This is a genomic window from Rhabdothermincola sediminis (assembly GCF_014805525.1).
GTDB lineage: Bacteria > Actinomycetota > Acidimicrobiia > Acidimicrobiales > Acidimicrobilacustridaceae > Rhabdothermincola > Rhabdothermincola sediminis.
Genome location: NZ_JACFSZ010000015.1, coordinates 78064 through 99358, shown reverse-complemented (window position 1 = coordinate 99358; position 21295 = coordinate 78064). Strand labels below are relative to the sequence as shown.

Below are 21295 nucleotides of genomic sequence, written 5' to 3'. Positions count from 1 at the left end.
GCCGTGCACAAGTGGCTGCTGCGTCACCGACGGTTCCACTTCCACTTCACGCCCACCTACGGGTCCTGGATGAACCTCGTCGAGCGCTGGTTCTCCGCGCTGACCACCAAGAAGCTGCAGCGCTCCGCCCACGACTCCGTCGCCGACCTCGCCGCCGACATCACCGCCTGGGTCGAACACTGGAACGAGAACCCGACCCCGTTCGTGTGGACCAAGACCGCAGACGAGATCCTCGACAAACTCGCCCGCTACTGCACCGCAGTCACCAACACCGAATATGACGGCGCTTCAACCTGACAGGACACTAGGAGGGTGCGCCCGATGAAGCTGCTGGTCCTATCGGTCGGCGGATCCCCCGAACCCCTACGAACTGCGATCCGGACCCGTAAGCCCGAGCGGGTGGTGTTCCTCTGCTCACAGCAGTCGGAGACGGTGGCCCGGCAATTGATGGCGGAACTCGGCCTGGCCGAGGAACCCGAGCCCGGCAAACAGGGAGCACGCTGTGTGACCGCGCCAGTTGACCATCTCGACGCGGTCTACGAAACCACTCGCACCGCTATCGACGACGAGTGCGCCGCCGCACGCTCCGCCATCGAAATCGAAGGCGACTACACGGGTGGAAGCAAGTCGATGACGGTCGGGCTGGCGTTGGCCGTGCTGGACGCCGGCGGATCCCTGCTGGTCACGACCGGCCCGCGTCCCGATCTGACGAAGGTCACCACGGGGCAGAACACCCGCCGGGTGCAGCTCGAAGCGTTGCAGGTCCGTCGCCTCGAGGAGATCCTCATCCCCCAAGCGCTGGCCCGATTCGCCTACAGGGATGCTGCCGAGGTCGTCCGGCGGGTGCTCTCCGAAGCCGTGCTCTCCACCGAGCACACCGACCGTCTCGACAAGGTCGCCAATCTCTGCCAAGCCTTCGACGCCTGGGACCGGTGGGATCTCGCCCAGGCGTACCAGCTCCTCGATCAGCTCGGAGGCCCCTACACCACCTACCTGCTGGCGCTCAAGCGCCTCATCCGGGCTGCTCACGTGCTCCGCAGCGACCTGCCGGCGGGCCAGGAGCCACCGAAGCACGTCGAGCTGGATGGCCACACCATCGACTGCGGCCTGCCCGTCCACGGGTTCGAACCGGTCGAGGACCTGCTCGCCAACGCCGCCCGCCGGGCGGCTGACAGCCGCTTCGACGATGCCGTCGGGCGCCTGTACCGGGCGTTCGAGCTCACCGCGCAAATCGCGCTGTGGCGAGGCTTCGGCATCCGCACGGGGGACGTGGACGTCGAGCGGGTACGGGTCTGGCTCCCGGCCGAGGCCGACCGCCTCGACGCCAACCGGGATCGACAGGACAAGGTGCGCCTCGCCGCCGTGCAGGCATGGGAACTCCTCGCCGGCCTCGCCGCCGCCGCGAGTGGCACCGCCATGGGACACGGTGCCACCCCGACCGAGGGCACGGACCCGACCCTGGTCGATCTCGCCACTGCATACGCCGAACGGCGGGAGGTCCTGCTCGGCGCCCTCGCGACCCGCAACCAGTCGCTGTTCGCCCACGGCTTCGACCCGATCAGTGAGCCCGAATACGACCGCGTTCTCGACACCATCGGCACCCTGCTCGACGAGCACGTCGAGCGTGTGCGGGCTGCTGCCACCGGCCCCGCCGCCGATCCCCTTCCGGTCTTCCCCACGAGCGTCGACGCCCTGCTCGGCACCCCCGCGTCCTGATCCTGCGGCCGGCGCGCCGCCCTGGCACCGGTGCGTCAGGACGCGGGCGGTGCCTCGGCGTGGTGGTCGTGGTCCGCCCGGCCTCGGCGGGGCAGGCGCTCGACCAGGGTCACGAGCAGCGCCCCGACCACGAACCCGACCGCGGCCGCCACCGCCGTGCCCACGACCCACGCCGCCACGCCCCCCGACCACCGCCAGCCCCTCGAGCAACCGGGGCATGCCCCGCACGAGCGCCCGCCCCACCCGACGGGGCAATGGCCGGTCCGCTGCACGAGCCGCAGCCGGCGCCGGTTCGTGCACGACCAGCTCGAGCTGGCGGGTTGGGAGGTCGCGATCGCGGACGCGCAGAAGGTCAAGGGGTTCGCACCTCTGGCGTGCAAGACCGATCGGATCGATGCGTGGGTGCTGGCCGAGCTCACCCGCCGGGCCTGGTGCCCGAGATCTGGTTGCCGACCCCGGAGGTGCGCGCCGAGCGAGAGCGGGCCCGGTGGCGGCTGCATCTGGTGCGTCACCGCGTCGCGCTCAAGAACCGGATCCGCTCGACGCTGCTGGCGTTCGGCAAGCCCTGCGTGGTGTCGAACCTGTTCGGGCCCGGCGGCCGTGAGCTGCTGGACCGGTTCGAGTTCCCCGACCCGTGGGCATCGAACCTGACCGCGGCGTTGGCGTTGATCGGTGATCTCAGCGACCAGATCGGCGAATGCGAGCGGGACCTGCGCCGCCTGGGTGCGGACCATCCCTACGTGCCGACGTTGATGACCACACCAGGGATCGCGTGGGTGCTGGGCTACACGATCGCGTCGGAGATCGGTGGCATCGAACGGTTCGCGTCACCGAAGAAGAAGCTCGTCGCGTACACCGGGCTTCTGCCCGAGGGACTACCAGTCCGGCGGCTCCGATCACCGGGGACCGCTCGCCAAGAACGGCCCCAAGTACTTGCGGCGGGCCTACATCTAGGCCGCCACCCATGCCGCCCGCAGTCCCCGGCGGGCAAGATGAACAGCAGCTTGTGCGCAGGGATCCCTTGGCGATCCAGGCGATGATGGGCAGCTCCCGGTCCGCGGCGAGATGCTGCACGTAGGTCGGGGTGACCGCCGTGTCGTCGATGACGATGCCCGCCGCCTTCACGCTCGTGCGCCCAGCGGCGGCACCGACGTCGTCGTCGACACCGCCGCCATCCGGGCCGGGTGGCGATGTCGTCCATAAGACCGACGAGCCCACCTGCCATCGCTCACGTCCTCGTCTCGAGCCTTTAGGGACGGCCGGGACCGTAGTTCGTTGATCCGGGGCGGGACGGACTCCGGCGGATGAGCTGGTGTGGAGCGGCCGCGCGAGGTGCACGGATCGACGAGCTCCGGCGAACGGGGGCGGCCCCGCGCCAGGACCGGTACCGGCGCCGGATCGGCCCTAGCAGCCGCCAAGCCCCGGACACGGCACGCGTGTTCTCGTGGCGCCAGGGCCGCCTGCGGGTGCTTCTGCGCCGGCGACCTCCTGTACGGTGGGCCACCCACGCGGCCGCCGCAGCGGCGCCTGCCCCGAGACCTGCGGGGCTTCCATGACGAGGTCGGCCGCCTCTACATCGCGCAGCGGCACAGACTCGAGCTGGGCAGCCAGCTCGTGCAGTTCAGCGGCATCGGCAACCGCGCACCCGACGTGGCCACCGGGCCCGGGTCCTCGACACGCTCACCGCCGCCGGGATCGCTCGGCCGGCGCAGGCGCAGCTCCGACTTGCGCGGTCTGGGCGAAGCGAGCGACGACCCTGGCGTGGGCGCTGAGGGACTCGAACCCCCGACCCCCTCCTTGTAAGGGAGGTGCTCTCGCCAGCTGAGCTAAGCGCCCGGGCCTGCCACACTACTGCCCGTTCCCCCGACGCCCGCCGGCCCGGCGGGCCACCCAACCGACGGGAGCTGATCCCCCCGATCAGTCCTCGAGCAGCGACGACGATGCGGCCCTCCCCTGGGCAGCTGCCCGGGCCAGCGCCACCAGCGCGGTGGCGGTCTCCGGCTGCAGGCGGGGCAGCTCGCCCGGCGCGAACCAGCGGACCTGCTCGATCTCGGCCGATCGCGGCCGCACCGACTCCAGCTCCGCCAGCAACCGAGGGCGGGCTCGGAACACCAGATCGACCCGCTGCAAGCGCGGCTCGACCACCACCGCCGGCTCGCCGACCAGCTCGATCGCCAGCCCCACCTCCTCGGCGACCTCCCGTCGGGCGGCATCCGCAGGCTCTTCCCCCCGCTTCAGCAATCCACCGGGGATGCCCCAGTCGCTGCGGTAGATGTGCTTCACCAGCAGGACCGCGCCGTCCGGCCGCTCGATCACACAGATCGAGCCCACCGTGAACGACGGCGACAGTGCCCGCACCAGCCGCCGGCGCGCCCCCCGGGGCACGTGACGCCACGCTCGAAGGAACCACCGGTACAGCCGCTCGCGCACCCCTCGAGGGTAGAGGCATGAGCGGCCAGCCGATCGGCGGTCGGCCGGTCGGCCAGTCGCAAGGCCAGCAGGCCGACCAGCGAACCAGCCGCCCTCAGGCCGTGGCCCGGCCCGGCGGCTCGAAGGAGCGTCGGGCCGCGACCAGCTCCTCCAGCAGCGCGGGTGTGGCCGCGGCCACTGGGGTGCGGCGGGCGGTGTGCTCGACCACGACCAGCTCCCGGCCATCCGCGTCGGCCATCGCCGCGCCGGCCTCCAGGCAAACGAGCATCCCGCCCAGGTAGTCCCACGGGCCGTGCGAATCCCAGCTGCAGTCGACGTACCCGTCGAGCACCCCGCAGGCCACCGCGCACAGATCCAGCGCCGCCGCGCCCAGCGCCCGGTACTGCCGCCACCCCAGGTAGGCGGGCGGGAACCCCGACAACCCGACGATGGCATCCCCCAGGCGCACCGCCCCGCTCGGCTCGATGAGCTCGCCGTCACGCCGGGCCCCGCCGCCGCGCAGCGCCTCGAACCGCTCACCGCTCACCAGGTTGACCACCACCGCCGCCCGGGGCCCGTCCCCGTCGACCGCGCACAGACTCGTCGCGTACCACGGGATCCCCCGCGACGCGTTCGTCGACCCGTCCAGCGGATCGACCACCACGACAAGCTCGGCGTCGCCGCGGTGCAGGCCCGACTCCTCGCTCAACACCCCGATGCCGTCCACGGCGCGAAGGACCTCCAGGGCCGCCGCGTCGGCCGCCAGGTCGCTGTGGTGCTGGCCCGGGCGGGTACCGGCGAGCCCCCAGTCCCCGACCGAGCCCAGTGCCCGGACGATGGCGGTGGCCGTGGCGTGGAGCAGCTCCAGGAGCAGGTCGTCTCGCACGACCGGCGACGGTAGCCGCGCCCCCGATCGCATGGCAGGCTTAGGTGTCCCCGACCCCAGGAGCACCCGTTGGCCGTCATCGACGTCGCCGGCTTCGTCGCCGACCTCAAGGACCACGCGGTCGATCACCAGTTCCACGTCCACGACGAGCGGCACTTCGTGGAGACCTACTCGCTGCGGCAGATGTGGGAGGTCGACCTGCACCCCGAAGACGCCTGCGGCGGCCCCCTCGACCTCCATCTGGCGCTCGAGGTCGACCCCCGCACCATGCTCGGCTTCGAGGACCGCATGAACGAGCTCGACATGGTCGACGCCCCCGAGCCGCCGGAGGGGTTCAGCTTCCCGCTGATCTTCACCTGGGTGCTTCCCCCGCTGCCCAAGGGACCCGACCTGCTGGTGCTGGCCACCGACCTCGCCGGCATCGGCAACACCTTGCTGCCGCTCGAGGTGTCCGCCATCGACTCCTATTCGTCGGTCACCGACCCGCCCGAGCGCAGCCTGACGATCGTGTCGCGCATCGAAGTCGGGCTCGACAAGATCTACCTTGGCCAGGAACAGCTCTGCGACGTGCTCGACCGCTGCCACGACGTGAGCACCTTCCTGCTCGAGCGGGCCCCCGCGTGGCTCGACGAGATCTGACGGGCCGGTGGCGCACCCACCGGAGCTCATCGAGCTGACCATCGCCGACCGCGGCCCGCTGCTGGTCCGCATGCGCGAGCTGGCCGAGCGCCGGGACGGCTGGGTCAACCTCCAACCCGTGCCCACCGGCGAGCAGCCAGGGATCCGGCGGGCTCGGGCCGGGCTGTTCGCACTGTTCTCCGCCCGAGGCCCCGAGCTGCCCGTGGCCACCTGGGTCCCCGGTGAGCTCACCCGCAAGGGCATCGAGCCCGACAGCATCGGCCTGCAGCACGCGGGTGGCCCGAAGGCCCGGCTGCGGCTCGCGGAGCTGGGCGTGCCGATCCCCACCGGCTGGCGGGTCCTGGCCGACCACCCCCGGCGGGGCCTGGTGCTCGAGCTGCCGCCCGCCACCCCTCCCGCTGAGGCCCTCGACTGGTTGCTCCGGGCCGGGCCGGCTCTCTCGCCGGTCACGCTGCCCGAGCGGTGGGTCGCCGTCGTCCACCAGCGGTAGCGACCGCCCCGGTAGCTGCGATCAGCCGGTGAACCGTGGCCGAGCGACGGCCGCGGGCGCGGTCGTGGTCGGTGCCTCCGTGGTGGTGGTGATCGTGGTCGACGTCGTCGTGGTGGAAGTGGTGGGGGTGCTCTGCTGGTAGGAGAACACCGCGGCCCCACCTTCGAAGTTCATGTCCGTGGTGCACGGTTCATCACTGTCGATCGGCGTGGTCGCCCAGTTGATCGTGACCGCCCCGTCCTGGGTGCCGATCGGCAGCAGGTTCATGTCGCACTCGTCTGGCTGGTCGAGCCACAGGTCGTCCGAGACGAGCGTGAGGGTGTCGATGCCCTCGCCTTCGACGGTGACGGTCGCGGTCTCGAAGTTGCTGCAGGTCTCGCTGGTGTCAGGGGTGATGGTCACCGTCTGCGCCACGTTGTCGACGTCGACGTTGAGCGCTCCGCAGTAGAGGGAGGGGTTCGCCACCTGGTTCGCCACGGTGAGCTCCGGGCCGGGCCCGACCGGTGCGTCGATGACCTCGAACACCCTGGGACCGTCGCAGCAACTCGGCAGGTCGAGCTCCACCCGGATCGAGACGGTCTGTGGCAGGGGTTCCGCGTACGCCATCGGTGCACCCACCGCGAACCCGCTGCTGAGGACGGCGACGCCAACCACGGCGCCGAGAGACCTGGCATGCCGTGGCATCGTGGCTCTCCTCCCAGTTGTTCATGTTGTCGAACAGCCCGACGATCGTCGAGCGGCTCGGCGAACCCTACTACCGGCGCGTGGCGCGGCGCTGCTGGAGGCGGGTGCGGACCGCTTTGTGCACCGTGTCAGCTCCCAGCACCGCCGGAACGGCCAGCGCAGCCACCGCGGCGCCGAGCACGCCGGGTGGCGACTGACCGAGCAGCTCCGCCAGCGGCCTGAACAGCAGGAACACCCCGAGCAATCCCAGCTCGGCTACCACCGCCCACACCAGCAACCGGTTCGTCCCCCAACCGAGCTGCCAGGCGAACCGGCCGGTGCTGCGGCAGGCGAAGGCGTTGGCCACCTGCCCCAGGACCACCGCCATGAACGCAGCCCCCGACGCAGCCAGCAGCACCCCACCGCTGGGGAAGGCCTCACCGGGAGACCAGCCCGACGACGCGATCACCGCGAGGAACGCCGCCATCTCCACCACCGCCTCGGTCGGGCCCAGTACCCCGAACGCCCGGGTGAGCAGCGACCGGTCGAGCAGGTGGCCCCGCACCGGTGGCTGGTCGAGCACGTGGGCTGCGGGACGCTCCCCACCCAGGGCCAGCGCGGGGAACACGTCGGTGCCGATGTCGAGCGCCAGCACCTGCAGCACCCCGAGGGCCAGCGGGAAGCGTCCCCCGGACAGGGCCCACACCACGAACGGGGTGAGCTCGGCCACGTTGTCGGTGAGGTGGTAGGTGAGGAACCGCCGGATGTTCGCGAACGTCGCCCGGCCCTGGCGGACCGCTTCCACGATGGTGGCGAAGTCGTCGTCGAGGAGCACCAGATCGGCTGCCTCGCGAGCCACGTCCGTCCCCGAGCGACCCATCGCCACCCCGATCGCCGCCTCGCGCAACGCCGGAGCGTCGTTCACCCCGTCACCAGTCATCGCCACCACGTGACCGCGCCCGCGCAGCACCCGAGCGATCCGCAGCTTGTCCTCAGGTGACACCCGGGCGATCACGATCCCGTCATGATCGATGAGGTCGCCGAGCGCCTGGTCGTCAGGAGGCAGGTCCGCCCCGGTGACGACCCGGCCATCGGCGGCCAACAAGCCGACCTCGGCCGCGATCGCCCGGGCGGTGCCAGGATGATCACCGGTGACCATGGCCACCTTGACCCCCGCCCGGCGGCAGGCCGCCAGCGCGGCCGCCGCGCCGTCCCGGGGCGGGTCCTCGAGGCCCACCAGCCCCAGCAGCTCGAGGTCGACCTCGGCGTCATCGGCCGTCGCCGGGATCGTGCCCCCCGAGAGCCGGCGCCGGGCCACGGCCAACACCCGCAGCCCCCGATGCGCCATCTCGTCCAGCGCGGTCGCCGCGCCGGGGACCTCGCCGCAGCGCGGCAGCACGGTATCCGGCGCGCCCTTCACCAGGAGTTGCCCGCCGGCGACCACCGACATCCGCCGCCGGCGAGGATCGAACGGGAAGCGGGCGACGACCGGAGCTCGACGCTCGTCGGCTGCCAGGTCGAGCCCGACCCGCCGAGCGAGGGCGTCCAGCGCGGCTTCCATCGGATCGCCCCGAGCCACCCAGCGGCCGTCGACCTCTACCGCCTGGCCGCTCGAACATCGGGCCCCCACCCGCGCCACTTCCTCGAGGCTCGCCGCCGCCTCGGGCGGGGTGCACGTCACCGACGCCTCGGGCCTGTAGCCCGACCCGTCGATCGCCGCCCGCCCGGCCGGCATCCACACGTCGACGACCACCATCTCGTTGCGGGTGAGCGTGCCGGTCTTGTCGGTGCAGATGAACGTCGTCGATCCCAGGGTCTCGACCGCTTCCAGGTGCCGGACCAGCGCGTGGCGCTCTGCCATCCGCTGACCACCCATGGCCAGCGACAGGGTGACCGTCGGTAGCAGCCCTTCGGGCACCACCGCGACGGTGACACCCACGGCGAAGAGGAACCCGTCGGTGGCGGGCATGCCCACCACCAGGGCCACCAGGAAGAACGCGGTTCCCACCCCGACTGCGATCAGCGCGATCGACCGCGACACCCGATCGAGCTCCAGGCGCAGCGGGCTCGGCCCGCCGCGCCCGCTCGGGGTCAGCGCGGCGATCGCCGCCAGTCGGGTCCGCGCCCCGGTCTCGACGACCGTCGCGTCCGCCTCGCCCTCCACCACGAAGTACCCCGCGAACACCGTCTCCCCCACCGCGGGGCGAGCGGGCACGCTCTCGCCCGTGAGGGTCGAGGTGTCGACCGCGAGGCCGTGCACGGCCTCGAGTCGCAGGTCGGCGGAGATCCGATCGCCGCCCTCGAGCCGCACCAGGTCACCAGGCACCAACTCGTCTGCCGGGATCGACACCACCTGGCCGTCGCGCACCACCGTGGCGCGCCTAGGCAGCAGGTCCCGCAATCGCTCGGCGGCGCGCGCGGAACGCTCCTCCTGCACGAAGGCGAACACCCCGTTGAGGATGATCACGACGAACACCGCGATCCCGAGCTGCGGGAGCCCTGCCACGAACGCCAGTCCGCCCGCCACCCAGAACAGCAGTGCGAAGAAGTGGACCATCTCCCCCGCCAACCGCCGCCAAGCCGGTTCCTTCGCCGGCGCCGGGAGCACGTTCGGCCCGACCTCACGCCGGCGGCGCGCGGCCTCCTCGCCGCTCAGCCCCCGGCTCGCCATCCCCGCACCGGCACCGGACGCCGCGGTGGGAGCGCTCCCCTCGTAGGACTCGGGCGCCGTCACCGCCTCGGCCTGCCCGGTGCTCCCGCTCGCTTCCGCCGAGCCCGCCGGGCGGCGTACGCGGTCACCCACCACACGGCCGCGACGGCAGCCAGGATCCCTCCGGCGACGGCTGCGACCACTTCGACCGTGGTCATCGCCTGCACCCGGATGGCAGCCCCATCGAACCCTCCTCCGCACCGCACAGGACCGGCACCAGCGTCGCGCGCTCGCGCCGGCGCGGACCGTGCTACAGGTCCGGCCCGACCGACGAGGGTAGGTCCTTGTTCCCTGTGCGAGGGAGGATGGGCGGGAGAAGATGGCGACCATGAGCGCGCACGCCGAGCTGACGGAGACCCACATCTCGGTGCTCGTCCTGCTCGGTGATCGCGCCTACAAGCTCAAGAAGCCCGTCCGCCTCGACTTCCTCGACTATTCCACCCGCGAGCAGCGCGAGGCCGCTTGCCACCGGGAGGTCGAGCTCAACCGCCGCATCGCCCCCGACGCCTACCTCGGGGTGGCGGACGTGACCGGGCCCGACGCGCAACCCTGCGACCACCTGGTGGTGATGGCCCGCATGCCTGCCGAGCGGCGCCTGGCCCGCCTGGTGCGGGACCGGTCCTCCGAGCTGCCCGCTGAACTCGAGGCTGTCGCCGCCGCCGTGGCACGCTTCCACGAACGAGCGGCACGCGGCCCGGAGATCGACGCCGCCGCCACGCCCGAGGCGATCCGTGGCCTTTGGGATCGGAACCTCTCGGAGCTGAGCGACGCGGCCTCCGGGATCCTCGACGAGCTGGCGGTGGCACGGGCCGGTGAGCTGGGGGATGCGTTCATCGCCGGGCGGGCGGCGCTCTTCCACGAGCGCATCGACGCGGGCCAGGTCTGCGACGGCCACGGTGACCTGCAAGCCGATGACATCTTCTGCCTGCCCGAGGGCCCGCAGATCCTCGACTGCATCGACTTCGACGACACCCTCCGCTACGGCGACGTGGCCCTCGACGTCGCCTTCCTCGCCATGGACCTCGAACGGCTCGGGGCTCCCGCAGACGCGCAGGCGTTCCTCCGCGCCTACGAGCAGCAGGCGGCCACAGAACTGCCACGCCCGCTCCTCCACCTGTACATCGCCCACCGGGCGCTGGTGCGGGCCAAGATCCACTGCCTGCGCGCCCGGGAGGGACTCGACGACACCAGCGCCGCCCAGGCGGCCATGCTCGTCGAGCTCGCCACCCGCCACCTCGAGCGGGCCACGGTGCGCCTGATCCTGGTGGGTGGGCTGCCCGGCACCGGCAAGACCACCGTCGCCGAGGCGCTGGGACGCGAGCTCGAAGCACAGGTCATCAGCTCGGACGCGATCCGCAAGACCGGCGCCGGCATCCCACCCGGCGAGCATCGCGAAGAGCCCTTCGAAGCGGGGCTCTACGCTCCCAGCATCACCGACGCCACCTACCAGCGCCTCGTGGAGCTGGCTCGCCGCGAGCTGGAGCGCGGTCGCTCGGTGGTGCTCGACGCGTCGTGGCGATCTGGCGCGCACCGGGCGCTGGCCCGAGCAGCGGCGCGGGACACGACCAGCAAGTTGCACGAGCTGCACTGCACCAGCCCCACCGAGGTCGCCGCGGCCCGCATCACCACCCGGCTGGCGGCGGGCTCGGGGGTGTCCGACGCTACCCCCGCGATCGCCCACCGGATGGCCGAGGTCTTCGACGACTGGCCGGAAGCCGATCACCTGGACACCAGCGCGCCGCTCGAGGTGACGCTACGCAGCGCGATCGACCTCCTGGGGTGAGCGGCGGGCTCACGTACCGGGCGTCGGCTCGCCCGATCGAATGTCGCGCGGTGACCGGACTCGAGCTCGTCGAGGCGGCGGAGGATCTCGTCGAGCTTTGCGTGGATCATCGGGTCGGCCTGCTCCTCCACGAAGAACACCGGGACCCTGCAGGTTTCGGCAGAGGCGAACGCCGTTCGTTCAGGAGGTGGGCCCGGGAGGGATCGAACCTCCGACCGAGCGATTATGAGTCGCCTGCTCTGACCACTGAGCTACGGGCCCGCCGGGCCGAGGCCCGAGACGCGATGGTAGCGATCAGGGCCGCCCGCCCCGGTCCCCACCGCTGGCCCCGTCGAGCCGGCAGGCGGGAGTGCCACCCGGCAACCGGTGGCGGTTGCGGGCCACCACCCGGTAGACCACCCCGGCCACCCAGGCCGTGGCCGGCGTGCGACACAGCCGACCGAATAGCCGCCAGACCCCACCGGCGGCCTCCAGCGCCCGGCCCACCGCGGCCGCGCCACTCGCCCGGCCCGCCGGACCGACCCACTGCACCGCGGCCCGGGCCTCATCGGCGGTCACTCCCAGCGCCTCCAGATCGGCGCGCTGCCACGGAACCACCGACACCTCGTCCGGGAGCCGCCGCTGCAGCCAGCGTGCGCTCGAGGTGCAGAAGCGGCAATCACCGTCGAACACCAGCGTAGGCCCCACCCATCCAGCATGCCGGCTGCGCTGCACCTCCCGTCGCGGCGACGCCTGGAGGACCGAGCCCCGGCGCCACGCCGACGATCGGCGTACGCTCACCACCGGTGAGCGTGATCGACTGTGATCAGCACCTCTTCGAGACACCCGACCTGTGGCGCCGGTACTCCACCACCCGAGACGCGTCCCTGGCCCTCTCGCTCGACACCGATCGGCTCGGGCACACCTGGCTCACCTGGCAGGGCGGTCGCATCGCCCCGGCGTTCCACCAGATCCCCGGCGACACCGAGTCGATCGGGCGCCAGATGACCCGCATCCGCCGCGGCGAGCCGGCCGAGATCTCCTACGACGAGGCCACCCCAGCCGAGTACACCGACCCCGCCGCCCGCCTGGCCCATCTCGACCGCCAGGAGGTCGACGCGGCCTGGCTGTTCCCCAACTACGGCCTGCTGTGGGAGCGCGCCCTGCGCTCCGACCTGCACGCCACGAAGCTCAACATGGAAGCGTGGAACCGCTGGGCCGTCGAGGTGGCCCAGCAGGGCCGGGGCCGGCTCCTGCCTGTCGCTCATCTCACCCTGCGGGACCCCGCCTGGCTCGACGAGCAGCTCGCGACGCTCGCCGCGGCCGGGATCCGTACCGCCATGGTGGCCCCTGCCCTGGTCGGTGGCCGCCGGCTCTCACACCCCGACCTCGACCCGGTGTGGGCCGCGTTCGAACATCACGGGGTGAGCCCGCTGTTCCACGTCAGCGACGTCGAGCGCCCGTTCGCCGACGCCTGGGTGGATGACGACCCGGACCCCGGCAACCCCGTGCTCGGCTCGGTGTTCTTGAGCCTCGCGCCCGCCCTGGCCCTCGCCGACCTGGCGGTGCACGGGGTGTTCGAGCGCCACCCCGGCCTGCGCATCGGGGTGATCGAGCTGTCGGCCATCTGGGTGCCGATGTTCCTGCTCACCCTCGACGGTGGCTTCGACTTCCACGCCCGGTTCAACGGGGCGCCGCTCACCGAGCTGCCCCTCCGGCCCAGCGAGTACATCCGCCGACAGGTCCGCGTCGCTGCCTTTTCCTACGAGCGTCCCGACCGGCTCATCGAGCGCGCCGGCGAGCTGTTCATGTTCTGCAGCGACTACCCGCACTCAGAGGGCACCGACACCGCTCTGGACGACTATCGGCGGGCATGCCCCGGGGCGGCCGACCCCGTGACCAGCCCCGCGCTGTTCGGCGGCAACGCGGCCTGGCTCACCGGGGCCTGAGGAACCGGCTCGTCCCGCGAGGCGATCATCGAGCTGCTCCGGGGGTGGGGCTCGAACCCACGACATTCTGATTAACAGTCAGACGCTCTGCCGGCTGAGCTACCCCGGAAAGTGCATCGAAGGATAGCAGTGCGTGCACAGGGCCCATCACGCCTCGATGCACGCCGTGTCGTAGGAGTTCACGCTGGGGCAGCCCCGTGGTGGTTGGACCGTCTGATGAACGGATCGGGCAGCGCCCGGTACGGCCCGCCCTTCCGCGAGCAGCGTCTCGATCTCGGCCAGCTTGGCCCGCTCCAACCGGTTTGGACCCCGACGCCGGGCCGGCCGGCGAGGTGAGGGGTAGCCCACGCACCGAGTGTCCCCGCGGGCAGGGACAGCGAATAGGGAGGAGCGCTACTCGCCGTCGAGGTAGTCGCGCAGCTTCTGGCTGCGGTGGGGGTGGCGGAGCTTGGCGAGGGTCTTCGACTCGATCTGGCGGATGCGCTCGCGGGTGACACCGAACTCGCGCCCCACCTCCTCGAGGGTCCGGGCCTGGCCGTCGTCGAGGCCGAAACGCATGCGGACCACGGCCTTCTCGCGCTCGTTGAGCTCCTGCAAGGCCTCCTCCACCGCGGAGTTGAGCATCATCTTCGCCGCCATCTCGGCGGGGGCCTCGGCCTGCTGGTCCTCGATGAAGTCGGCCAGGTTGGAGTCGTCCTCCTCCCCAACCGGGGAGTCGAGCGAGAGCGGATCCTGGGAGATGCGCATGATCTCCCGGACCCGCGCCGGGGTCATGTCGACCTTCTCCGCGAGCTCCTCGATCGTCGGCTCCCGCTCCAGCTCCTGGATCATCTGCCGCTGCACCCGGTGGACCTTGTTGATCGACTCCACCATGTGCACCGGTATGCGGATGGTGCGGGCCTGGTCCGCGATCGCCCGGGTGATCGCTTGGCGGATCCACCACGTGGCGTACGTGGAGAACTTGAAGCCCTTCGTGTAGTCGAACTTCTCCACCGCCCGCATCAGCCCGAGGTTGCCCTCCTGGATCAGGTCGAGGATCAACATGCCCCGGCCCACGTAGCGCTTGGCGATGGACACCACCAGCCGCAGGTTGGCCTGTGTGAGCTCGGACTTGGCCCGCTCCCCTCGCTGCACCAGCCGGTTCAAGCGGCGCAGCTCCGCGGGATCGAGCGAGTCCAGCTCGCCGCTGGCCTCCAGATCGGCCAGCCGCTCGGCCGCCTTCATGCCCGCCTCGATGCACTTGGCCAGCGTGACCTCCTCGGCCGCCGACAGCAGGGGCACCCGCCCGATCTCCTTCAGGTACATCCGCACCGGATCGGACGACCCGCCCGCGGAGGGCCCCATGCGCAGTGCGTCGCGCGACGCGACCGCCCGCAGACGGGAACGATGGCGGAGCGCGGGATCGCCGTCCTCGTCGTCGAAGTGGTCGTCGGGGTCCTCGACGATCACCGTCTGCAGCTCGGGCTCCTCGAACCCGATGCCCGCGTCCTGCAGCAGTGACCGCACACGCTCGATGGCATCGGCCGTGAGCTCGACGTGTGGGAGGGCGTCGACCACGTCGTGCTGGGTCAAGGTCCCCTGGCGACGGCCCCGGTCGAGGAGCCGCTGGACGTCCTCGCCCGTTGCCCCCGCCAGAGCAGAGAGCGTCGAACCGCTTTCGCTCATTCGTGCTCCTCGGGCTGATCTGTGAGCCAGGCTAGCAACTGCTCCGCGGCCTCGACCCTGCTGGGCGCCTCACGGAGCTCCTCGATCCGCAACTTGAGCCACGCGATCTCCCGGGAGAGCGCCGCGAACGCTTCTTCGTCGACCGCGGCTCGGGCCCGGGCCTGCAGGTCGACGAGTGCCCGCGCCGACGAGGCTTCGACCAGCCTGGCCGCCACGTCGTGCACCTCGGCCTCGGACTCCTCGACCGCCAGCCGCTGCAGCAGCTCGGCCGCGCCGGGGTCGGTGTGCTCCAGTGCCTCCCGCACCGAGCCCGCGTCGCGCAGCGCGCGGTAGGCGGCGAGGGTCAGGTCATCGCCAAACAACGACTCGTGCAGCCACGGGGCCATGCCGTCGGGGTGCTGGATCAGCAGCCGCAGCGCCTCCAGCTCGGGACCCTCGCGCCACACCGGGGAGGTGGTGTGCGACCCCGCCACCCGCACCACCTTGCCCCGCCGGGGAGCGCCCAAGCCGGCTCGCAGCCGCTCGGGGTCGACCCGGCAGCGGGAGGCGACCTCCATGACGTACTGATCACGCACCAGCTCGTTGGGGTGCTCCGCGATCACGGCCATGGCCGCCTCCGCGGCCCTCGCCCGGCCCTCCGCGGTCGACAGGTCACCAGCGGCGAGCGCCCGGTTCACCCGGAACCCGAGGAACGGCACCGCCGTCTCCACTGCCGATCGCAGCGCGGCGGGATCGGACATCGCCAACTCGGCCGGGTCGACCCCTGCCGGCAGGGCCGCCACCGCCACGTCGAGATCGTGAGCGCGTTCCCAGGCGTAGAACCGGTCGGCGGCGCTCTGGCCCGCGGCGTCCGCGTCGAAGGCCAGCACCACCCGGCGAGCGAAGCTGCGCAGGAGGCGTACGTGGTCCTCGGTGAGGGCGGTTCCGCAGGTGGCCACGGCCCGCGGCAGGCCCGCCTTGGCGAAGCCGATCACGTCGGTGTAGCCCTCGCACACGATGGCTTCATCGGCAGCCACGATCTCCGACTTCACCCAGTGCAGCCCGTAGAGCACCTTGCTCTTGGCGTACACCGCGCTCTCGGGCGAGTTCTTGTACTTGGGGCCCTCGCCCCCGGGCAGGATCCGGCCGCCGAAGCCCACCGGGCGGCCCTGCGGATCGAAGATCGGGAAGAGGACCCGGCCGCGGAACGCGTCGGTCTGCCGGTTGCGGCGGTTGAGGAACCCCAACCCCGACTCCACGAACACCTCGTCGGGCAGGCGAAGGGCCCTGGCCAGCTCGTCCCAGCCGTCCGGGGCCCAACCGAGGCGGAACCGGCGCACATCGTCGCCGTCGAGCCCCCGTGAGCGCAGGTACCCACGGGCCTTCGCCGCGTCAGGCGCTCGTAACAGGCGCTCGTGGTACCAGTCGACCGCCTTCGCCACCGCATCGAGCAGGGCCGCCTTGCGGCGACGACCTTCGCTCTCACCCTCGTCGGTGTAGCGCAGGCTGATCCCGGCCCGCCCGGCGAGCTTCTCCACCGCGGCCACGAAATCGAGGTGCTCGACCTCCCGGACGAAGGTGATGACATCCCCACGGGCCTGGCAGCCGAAGCAGTAGTAGAGGCCCTCGGCCTGGTTGACCGAGAACGACGGCGTCTTCTCGGCATGGAAGGGGCACAGGCCCTGCCAGCGCATCCCCACCCGGCGGAGCGAGACGTGCTCGCCGATCACCGCCACGATGTCGGACGCTTGACGAACCCTGGCGATGTCCTCGTCGACGATCGCCACGATCAGCTCCCGCTCAGGGCCTCGGGCCTCACCGGGGGCACGGTAGCAGCGGACGGCCGGCTCCAGACCGGCCGGACTCCTAGACTGCCGCGGCTGTGGTGGACGTCTCGACCCCCACCGCCCGGCTCCGACCACAGCGGCTGATCGCGGCCGGGCTACTGGCCGCTGTCGGCCTCGCGATCGCCGCCTGCTCCTCCGGCGACGCCGCGCCGGACGGGATGGCAGCGCAGGGATCTGACCGCGAGTGGTGCGACGCCGTCATCCGATGGCACCTCGAGTCGGACGCGGACCGCAGCGCCGCCACCGGCGACGTGGTCGACCGAGCTGCCGCGGCGCGGATCGCCAACGCCTATACCGCGATCGACGTGCCGCCTCCGGCCGCGATCGCCGCCGACGTGCACACGGTCGGTCAGGTACTCGACGCCATCGCCACCGGCGACACGACGAACCTGCCGGAGCAGAGCGCGTTCAGCACCGCCAGCCAGAACGTGACGGCCTGGGTGTTCCAGAACTGCGGCGGTTACGACCTCAACCGGTGACTGGCCGCGCCTCACGGCTCGGCGCGTGCCACCACCGCCTGGGCGGCGGCCAGCCTCGCGCCCGGCACCCGGAACGGTGAGCACGAGACGTAGTCGATGCCGATCGACTCGAAGAACGCGATCGAGCGCGGGTCGCCGCCGTGCTCGCCACACACCCCGGTCTTCAGGTCCGGCCGGGTCAGCCTCCCTCGTTCGACCCCGGTGCGAACCAGCTCACCCACGCCCGGCTCATCGATCGATGCGAATGGATCGACCGTCAGCAACCCCTCCTCGAGGTAGCGCTCGAGCACCGGCGCCACGTCGTCCCGACTGAACCCGAACGTCATCTGCGTCAGGTCGTTGGTGCCGAAGGAGAAGAACTCCGCCACCTGCGCCAGCTCACCGGCGCGCAGGGCGGCCCGCGGGGTCTCGATCATCGTGCCCACGAGGACGCCGAGCTCCGCGGCGCGCTCCCCTGCCACCTGCACGACTTCGTCGAGCACCCACTGGCGGGTGAGCTCCAGCTCGGCGAGCGTCGACACGAGCGGGATCATGACCTCGACCTTCGGGTCACCCCCGGCATCGCGGCGCACCAGCGCGGCCTCGACCAGCGCGCGGACCTGCATCCGGTACAAGCCCGCCTTCACGATGCCCAGGCGCACCCCCCGGGTGCCGAGCATGGGGTTCTGCTCCCGCCACCTCGACGCCGCGGCCAGCAACGCCTCGCCTTCGGGCGGGAGCAGCCCACGGGCCTGCTGCACGAGCAGCTCGTCCACCGAGGGGAGGAACTCGTGCAACGGTGGGTCGAGCAGGCGGACCGTGACCGGCAGCCCGTCCATCGCCTCGAGCAGGGCGACGAAATCGGCGCGCTGCACCTCCAGCAGCTCAGCCAGCGCCGCGGCCTCCTCGTCGGGGGTGTCGGCCAGGATCATGCGCCGCACCACCGGCAGGCGCTCACCGAGGAACATGTGCTCCGTGCGACACAGACCGATGCCCTCGGCACCGAACGCCCGGGCGCGGGCCGCGTCGTCGGGGGTGTCCGCGTTGGCTCGCACGCCCAGCCGACCGGCACGCAACTCGTCCGCCCACCCGAGCACCACCTCCAGCTCCGGGGGCGGTTCGGTCTCGACCAGGCCTACCTCACCGAGGTAGATCACACCGGTCGAGCCGTCGATCGAGATCGTGTCGCCCTCGTGTACCACGGTGCCATCCGCGGTGGTGAACGAGTCCGGGCCCACGGTCAGGGACTCCGCGCCGCAGACCGCGGGCTTGCCCCAACCGCGGGCCACGACCGCCGCGTGGCTGGCCATGCCTCCCCGGGACGTGAGGATGCCCTCGGCGGCGATCATGCCGTGCACGTCCTCCGGGGAGGTCTCCGGGCGGACCAGCACCACCCGCTCTCCCCGATCGGCTGCGTCGGCGGCGCGGTCCGGGTCGAAGTACGCGCACCCGACCGCGGCCCCCGGGGAGGCGGGCACACCGGTGCCGAGCGGCGTGGCCCGCGTGCGCTGGAGATGAGGGTGCAGCACTTGGTCGAGGTGCTCCGGCCGCACCCGCAAGATCGCCTCTCGGGGTGAGAGGCGAAGGCGCGGATCGGTCGTGAGGTCGACCGCGATGCGCAACGCCGCCGCGCCGGTGCGCTTGCCCACCCTGACCTGGAGCATCCAGAGGGTGCCCTGCTCGATCGTGAACTCCGTGTCGAGCATGTCGCGGTAGTGGCGCTCGAGACGATCGAAGATCTCCAGCAGCTGGGCATGCTGCGACGGGAACCGCTCGGCCATCGCCGCGAGAGGCAACGTGTTGCGCGTACCCGCCACCACGTCCTCGCCCTGCGCGTTGACGAGGAAGTCGCCGTAGGGTTCAGGTTCGCCCGTCGAGGGGTCACGGGTGAAGGCCACGCCGGTGCCGGAGTCGTCACCGCGGTTGCCGAACACCATCGCCTGCACGTTGACCGCGGTGCCCAGGTCGTCGGGGATCTGCTCGCGGCGGCGGTAGCGAACGGCTCGGGGCGCGAGCCACGATCGGAAGACCGCCTCGATCGCGCCCCGCAGCTGGGTGGCGGGGTCCTGCGGGAAGGGCTCGCCGGTGAAGGCCTCCACCGCTCGCAGGTGAGCCTGCACGATGTCGGCCAGCGCATCCGCGGTGAGCTGCCCGTCATCGCTCGCGCCCACTCGTGCCTTCACCTCGTCGAGCTGGAGGTCGAAGTGGTCGGCTGGGACACCGAGCACGATCCGCCCGTACATGCTTACGAGACGGCGATAGGAGTCGAGCGCGAACCGCTCGTCGCCGGTCTGGGTCGCCAGGCCCTCGACCGAACGGTCGTTGAGCCCCAGGTTCAGCACCGTGTCCATCATCCCGGGCATCGAGAACTTGGCCCCGGAGCGCACCGAGACCAACAACGGGTCACCGGCGTCGCCGAGCCGCTTGCCCAGGGCCACCTCGAGTCGCTCGACGTGCTCGGCCACCGCCCCGTCCAGCCCGCTCGGCCACCCGCTCGCCAGGTACTCCCGACAGGCGTCGGTAGTGATGGTGAAGCCCGGCGGCACCGGCAGCCGCAACACCGAGGTCATCTCCGCCAGGTTCGCGCCCTTGCCCCCGAGGAGCTCGCCCAGCGCCCTGGGGGACGCATCGTGGGGGAAGTCGAACGCGTAGACCAGCGCCATGGGAGCTCCTGGGTGCCTCGCGCCGGAGCCTACCGAGCCATCACGGCGACGGCCGGAGCGGCGCCGCCACCCCTCAACGCAAGCGCTCGTGCAGGTAGCCCACCAGGCGGTCGATGGCGACCCGGTCCTGGTGCATCGAGTCGCGCTCGCGGACCGTCACCGCCCGATCGTCGAGGGTCTCGAAGTCCACGGTGACGCAGAACGGCGTGCCGAGCTCGTCCTGGCGGCGGTAGCGGCGGCCGATGGCCTGCGTCTCGTCGTAGTCGCACATGAACTCCGGCTGCAGCAACGCCAGGACCTCGCGGGCCACCGGGGTGAGGGAGTCCTTCCTGGACAGCGGCAAGACCGCGACCTTGTAGGGCGCCAGCCGGTGATGGAGACGCAGCACCGTGCGCAGTTCACCGCGCACCAGCTCCTCGTCGTAGGCCGCCAGCAGGAACGCCATCATGGTGCGGGTCGCGCCGGCTGCGGGCTCGATCACGTGCGGGACGTAGCGGGTGTTGGTCGCCGGGTCGAAGTAGTCGAGCCGCTCGCCGGAGTGCTTCGAGTGCTGGGTGAGGTCGTAGTCCCCCCGGTTGGCGATGCCCTCGAGCTCGTCCCAGCCCCACGGGAACAGGAACTCCACATCGGAGGTACCGCTCGAGTAGTGGCTGAGCTCGTCGGGGTCGTGGGCCCGCAGGCGCAGCTTCTCCTCGGGGATCCCCAGCTCCAGGTACCACCGGAGCCGCTCGCGGCACCAGTACTCGTACCACTGCGAGGCCTCCTCGGGCGGGACGAAGTACTCCATCTCCATCTGCTCGAACTCGCGGGTCCGGAACACGAAGTTGCCCGGCGTGATCTCGTTGCGAAAGGACTTGCCGACCTGCGCGATGCCGAACGGCGGTCGCTTGCGACTGGTCTGCAACACCTGGGCGAAGTCGACGAACATGCCCTGTGCCGTCTCGGGGCGCAGGTACACCTCGGCCGCAGAGTCCTCGACCGGCCCCGCATAGGTCTTGAACATGAGGTTGAACTGGCGAGCTTCGGTGAAGGAGTGCTTCGCCCCGCAGTTCGGGCAGGTCTCGGGGTCGTCGAGTTTGTCGAGGCGGAACCGTTCGTTGCAGTTCTTGCAGTCGACCAGCGGGTCGGTGAAGTTGGCCAGGTGCCCCGAGGCTTCCCACACGGCCGGGGGTGACAGGATGGCAGCGTCGATGCCGACGATGTCGTCGCGCAGCTGCACCATCGACCTCCACCAGGCGTCCTTCACGTTGCGCAGGATCAGCACCCCGACCGGCCCGTAGTCGTAGGTCGACCGGAACCCCCCGTAGATCTCGGCGGACGGGAAGACGAAGCCCCTGCGCTTGCAGAGGTTCACGATCTTGTCCATCAGGGTGGCGTCGTTGGGGACCTCGACCGGAACCGGGACATCGGCAGCATCGGGCATGGCAGACGAGCCTAGTGGCGGCCTCCACCGGCTCGA

18 protein-coding genes, 3 tRNA genes and 3 pseudogenes are annotated in these 21295 nt (G+C 71.5%); 8 read left to right on the top strand and 16 right to left on the bottom strand.

Translation table 11 applies throughout. From position 1 onward, the window contains the following. Positions 1–297 (top strand): annotated as a pseudogene (locus tag HZF19_RS12810) (IS630 family transposase); the annotation flags it as partial. A 24-nt stretch (positions 298–321) separates the two neighbouring features. Continuing rightward, positions 322–1716 carry a TIGR02710 family CRISPR-associated CARF protein gene (locus HZF19_RS12805; RefSeq protein ID WP_208029180.1) on the top strand — a complete coding sequence of 465 codons (1395 nt, stop codon included), beginning with the start codon at positions 322–324 and terminating at the stop codon, positions 1714–1716. Positions 1717–1751: 35 nt separating this feature from the next. Here HZF19_RS12805 and HZF19_RS12800 read toward each other — a convergent pair whose 3' ends face one another. Beyond that, a complete protein-coding gene (locus tag HZF19_RS12800; protein ID WP_208029179.1) occupies positions 1752–1895 on the bottom strand; it encodes a hypothetical protein in 144 nt (47 codons plus the stop codon). A gap of 75 nt (positions 1896–1970) precedes the next feature. On the opposite strand from HZF19_RS12800, the pseudogene HZF19_RS17225 reads away from it, so the two are divergent. After that, positions 1971–2573 (top strand): annotated as a pseudogene (locus HZF19_RS17225) (hypothetical protein); the annotation flags it as partial. Between the two features lie 125 nt (positions 2574–2698). On the opposite strand, the pseudogene HZF19_RS17475 reads toward HZF19_RS17225, so the two are convergent. The 4 genes and pseudogenes from HZF19_RS17475 to HZF19_RS12775 all read right to left on the bottom strand — a co-directional run. Next, positions 2699–2941 (bottom strand): annotated as a pseudogene (locus tag HZF19_RS17475) (DUF808 family protein); the annotation flags it as partial. A 537-nt stretch (positions 2942–3478) separates the two neighbouring features. Further along, positions 3479–3552, bottom strand: a tRNA-Val gene (locus HZF19_RS12785). An 81-nt stretch (positions 3553–3633) separates the two neighbouring features. Continuing rightward, a complete protein-coding gene (locus HZF19_RS12780; protein ID WP_208029177.1) occupies positions 3634–4146 on the bottom strand; it encodes an NUDIX hydrolase in 513 nt (170 codons plus the stop codon). Positions 4147–4240: 94 nt separating this feature from the next. Next, complete coding sequence (locus HZF19_RS12775) at positions 4241–5011, bottom strand: inositol monophosphatase family protein (protein WP_208029176.1); 771 nt, start codon at positions 5009–5011, stop codon at positions 4241–4243. 69 nt (positions 5012–5080) lie between these two features. Here HZF19_RS12775 and HZF19_RS12770 point away from each other — a divergent pair, with 69 nt between their 5' ends. Further along, a complete protein-coding gene (locus HZF19_RS12770; RefSeq protein ID WP_208029175.1) occupies positions 5081–5650 on the top strand; it encodes a hypothetical protein in 570 nt (189 codons plus the stop codon). Between the two features lie 7 nt (positions 5651–5657). Beyond that, complete coding sequence (locus tag HZF19_RS12765; RefSeq protein WP_208029174.1) at positions 5658–6140, top strand: hypothetical protein; 483 nt, start codon at positions 5658–5660, stop codon at positions 6138–6140. 21 nt (positions 6141–6161) lie between these two features. Here the strand turns inward: HZF19_RS12765 and HZF19_RS12760 are convergent, their stop codons facing one another. The 3 genes from HZF19_RS12760 to HZF19_RS12750 form a co-directional block, all read right to left on the bottom strand. Next, the gene (locus HZF19_RS12760; protein WP_208029173.1) at positions 6162–6746 is read right to left on the bottom strand and encodes a hypothetical protein; all 585 of its coding nucleotides are present in this window, start codon (positions 6744–6746) and stop codon (positions 6162–6164) included. A 148-nt stretch (positions 6747–6894) separates the two neighbouring features. Beyond that, the gene (locus HZF19_RS12755; protein WP_235980027.1) at positions 6895–9474 is read right to left on the bottom strand and encodes a cation-translocating P-type ATPase; all 2580 of its coding nucleotides are present in this window, start codon (positions 9472–9474) and stop codon (positions 6895–6897) included. Between the two features lie 59 nt (positions 9475–9533). Beyond that, positions 9534–9671 (bottom strand): hypothetical protein, encoded by a 138-nt coding sequence (locus tag HZF19_RS12750; protein ID WP_208029171.1) that lies wholly within the window; start codon positions 9669–9671, stop codon positions 9534–9536. A gap of 170 nt (positions 9672–9841) precedes the next feature. On the opposite strand from HZF19_RS12750, the gene HZF19_RS12745 reads away from it, so the two are divergent. Then, complete coding sequence (locus tag HZF19_RS12745) at positions 9842–11296, top strand: bifunctional aminoglycoside phosphotransferase/ATP-binding protein (RefSeq protein ID WP_208029170.1); 1455 nt, start codon at positions 9842–9844, stop codon at positions 11294–11296. 188 nt (positions 11297–11484) lie between these two features. Here HZF19_RS12745 and HZF19_RS12740 read toward each other — a convergent pair. Together HZF19_RS12740 and HZF19_RS12735 are read right to left on the bottom strand one after the other, a co-directional pair. Next, positions 11485–11557 (bottom strand) — tRNA-Ile (locus HZF19_RS12740). Between the two features lie 33 nt (positions 11558–11590). Beyond that, a complete protein-coding gene (locus HZF19_RS12735; protein ID WP_208029169.1) occupies positions 11591–12076 on the bottom strand; it encodes a thiol-disulfide oxidoreductase DCC family protein in 486 nt (161 codons plus the stop codon). Positions 12077–12081: 5 nt separating this feature from the next. Between HZF19_RS12735 and HZF19_RS12730 the strand changes: the two genes are divergently transcribed. Next, a complete protein-coding gene (locus tag HZF19_RS12730; protein ID WP_208029168.1) occupies positions 12082–13224 on the top strand; it encodes an amidohydrolase family protein in 1143 nt (380 codons plus the stop codon). 36 nt (positions 13225–13260) lie between these two features. Here the strand turns inward: HZF19_RS12730 and HZF19_RS12725 are convergent. From HZF19_RS12725 to dnaG, 4 genes are all read right to left on the bottom strand, one after another. Beyond that, a tRNA-Asn gene (locus HZF19_RS12725) sits at positions 13261–13333 on the bottom strand. A 38-nt stretch (positions 13334–13371) separates the two neighbouring features. Further along, the gene (locus HZF19_RS12720) at positions 13372–13521 is read right to left on the bottom strand and encodes a hypothetical protein (protein ID WP_208029167.1); all 150 of its coding nucleotides are present in this window, start codon (positions 13519–13521) and stop codon (positions 13372–13374) included. Between the two features lie 96 nt (positions 13522–13617). Next, positions 13618–14889, bottom strand: a complete 1272-nt coding sequence (gene rpoD / locus HZF19_RS12715) for an RNA polymerase sigma factor RpoD (protein WP_208029166.1) — start codon at positions 14887–14889, stop codon at positions 13618–13620. After that, the gene (gene dnaG, locus HZF19_RS12710) at positions 14886–16655 is read right to left on the bottom strand and encodes a DNA primase (RefSeq protein WP_208029165.1); all 1770 of its coding nucleotides are present in this window, start codon (positions 16653–16655) and stop codon (positions 14886–14888) included. Before dnaG ends, rpoD begins: the two co-directional genes overlap by 4 nt. A gap of 98 nt (positions 16656–16753) precedes the next feature. Between dnaG and HZF19_RS12705 the strand changes: the two genes are divergently transcribed. Further along, a complete protein-coding gene (locus tag HZF19_RS12705) occupies positions 16754–17194 on the top strand; it encodes a hypothetical protein (RefSeq protein ID WP_208029164.1) in 441 nt (146 codons plus the stop codon). Between the two features lie 11 nt (positions 17195–17205). Here the strand turns inward: HZF19_RS12705 and ppdK are convergent, their stop codons facing one another. After that, on the bottom strand, positions 17206–19836 hold the full coding sequence (ppdK, locus tag HZF19_RS12700; protein ID WP_208029163.1) for a pyruvate, phosphate dikinase: 2631 nt from the start codon (positions 19834–19836) through the stop codon (positions 17206–17208). Between the two features lie 73 nt (positions 19837–19909). Continuing rightward, on the bottom strand, positions 19910–21259 hold the full coding sequence (locus HZF19_RS12695) for a glycine--tRNA ligase (RefSeq protein WP_268962918.1): 1350 nt from the start codon (positions 21257–21259) through the stop codon (positions 19910–19912). Positions 21260–21295 lie beyond the last annotated feature (36 nt).

Bases quoted from the DNA above. Each gene is read 5' to 3' on its own strand.
- HZF19_RS12805 (WP_208029180.1), top strand. From the start codon at position 322: ATGAAGCTGCTGGTCCTATCGGTCGGCGGATCCCCCGAACCCCTACGA.
- HZF19_RS12750 (WP_208029171.1), bottom strand. From the start codon at position 9,671: ATGACCACGGTCGAAGTGGTCGCAGCCGTCGCCGGAGGGATCCTGGCT.
- HZF19_RS12695 (WP_268962918.1), bottom strand. From the start codon at position 21,259: ATGCCCGATGCTGCCGATGTCCCGGTTCCGGTCGAGGTCCCCAACGAC.
- HZF19_RS12760 (WP_208029173.1), bottom strand. From the start codon at position 6,746: ATGGCGTACGCGGAACCCCTGCCACAGACCGTCTCGATCCGGGTGGAG.
- rpoD (WP_208029166.1), bottom strand. From the start codon at position 14,889: ATGAGCGAAAGCGGTTCGACGCTCTCTGCTCTGGCGGGGGCAACGGGC.
- HZF19_RS12745 (WP_208029170.1), top strand. From the start codon at position 9,842: ATGAGCGCGCACGCCGAGCTGACGGAGACCCACATCTCGGTGCTCGTC.
- ppdK (WP_208029163.1), bottom strand. From the start codon at position 19,836: ATGGCGCTGGTCTACGCGTTCGACTTCCCCCACGATGCGTCCCCCAGG.
- HZF19_RS12755 (WP_235980027.1), bottom strand. From the start codon at position 9,474: ATGGCGAGCCGGGGGCTGAGCGGCGAGGAGGCCGCGCGCCGCCGGCGT.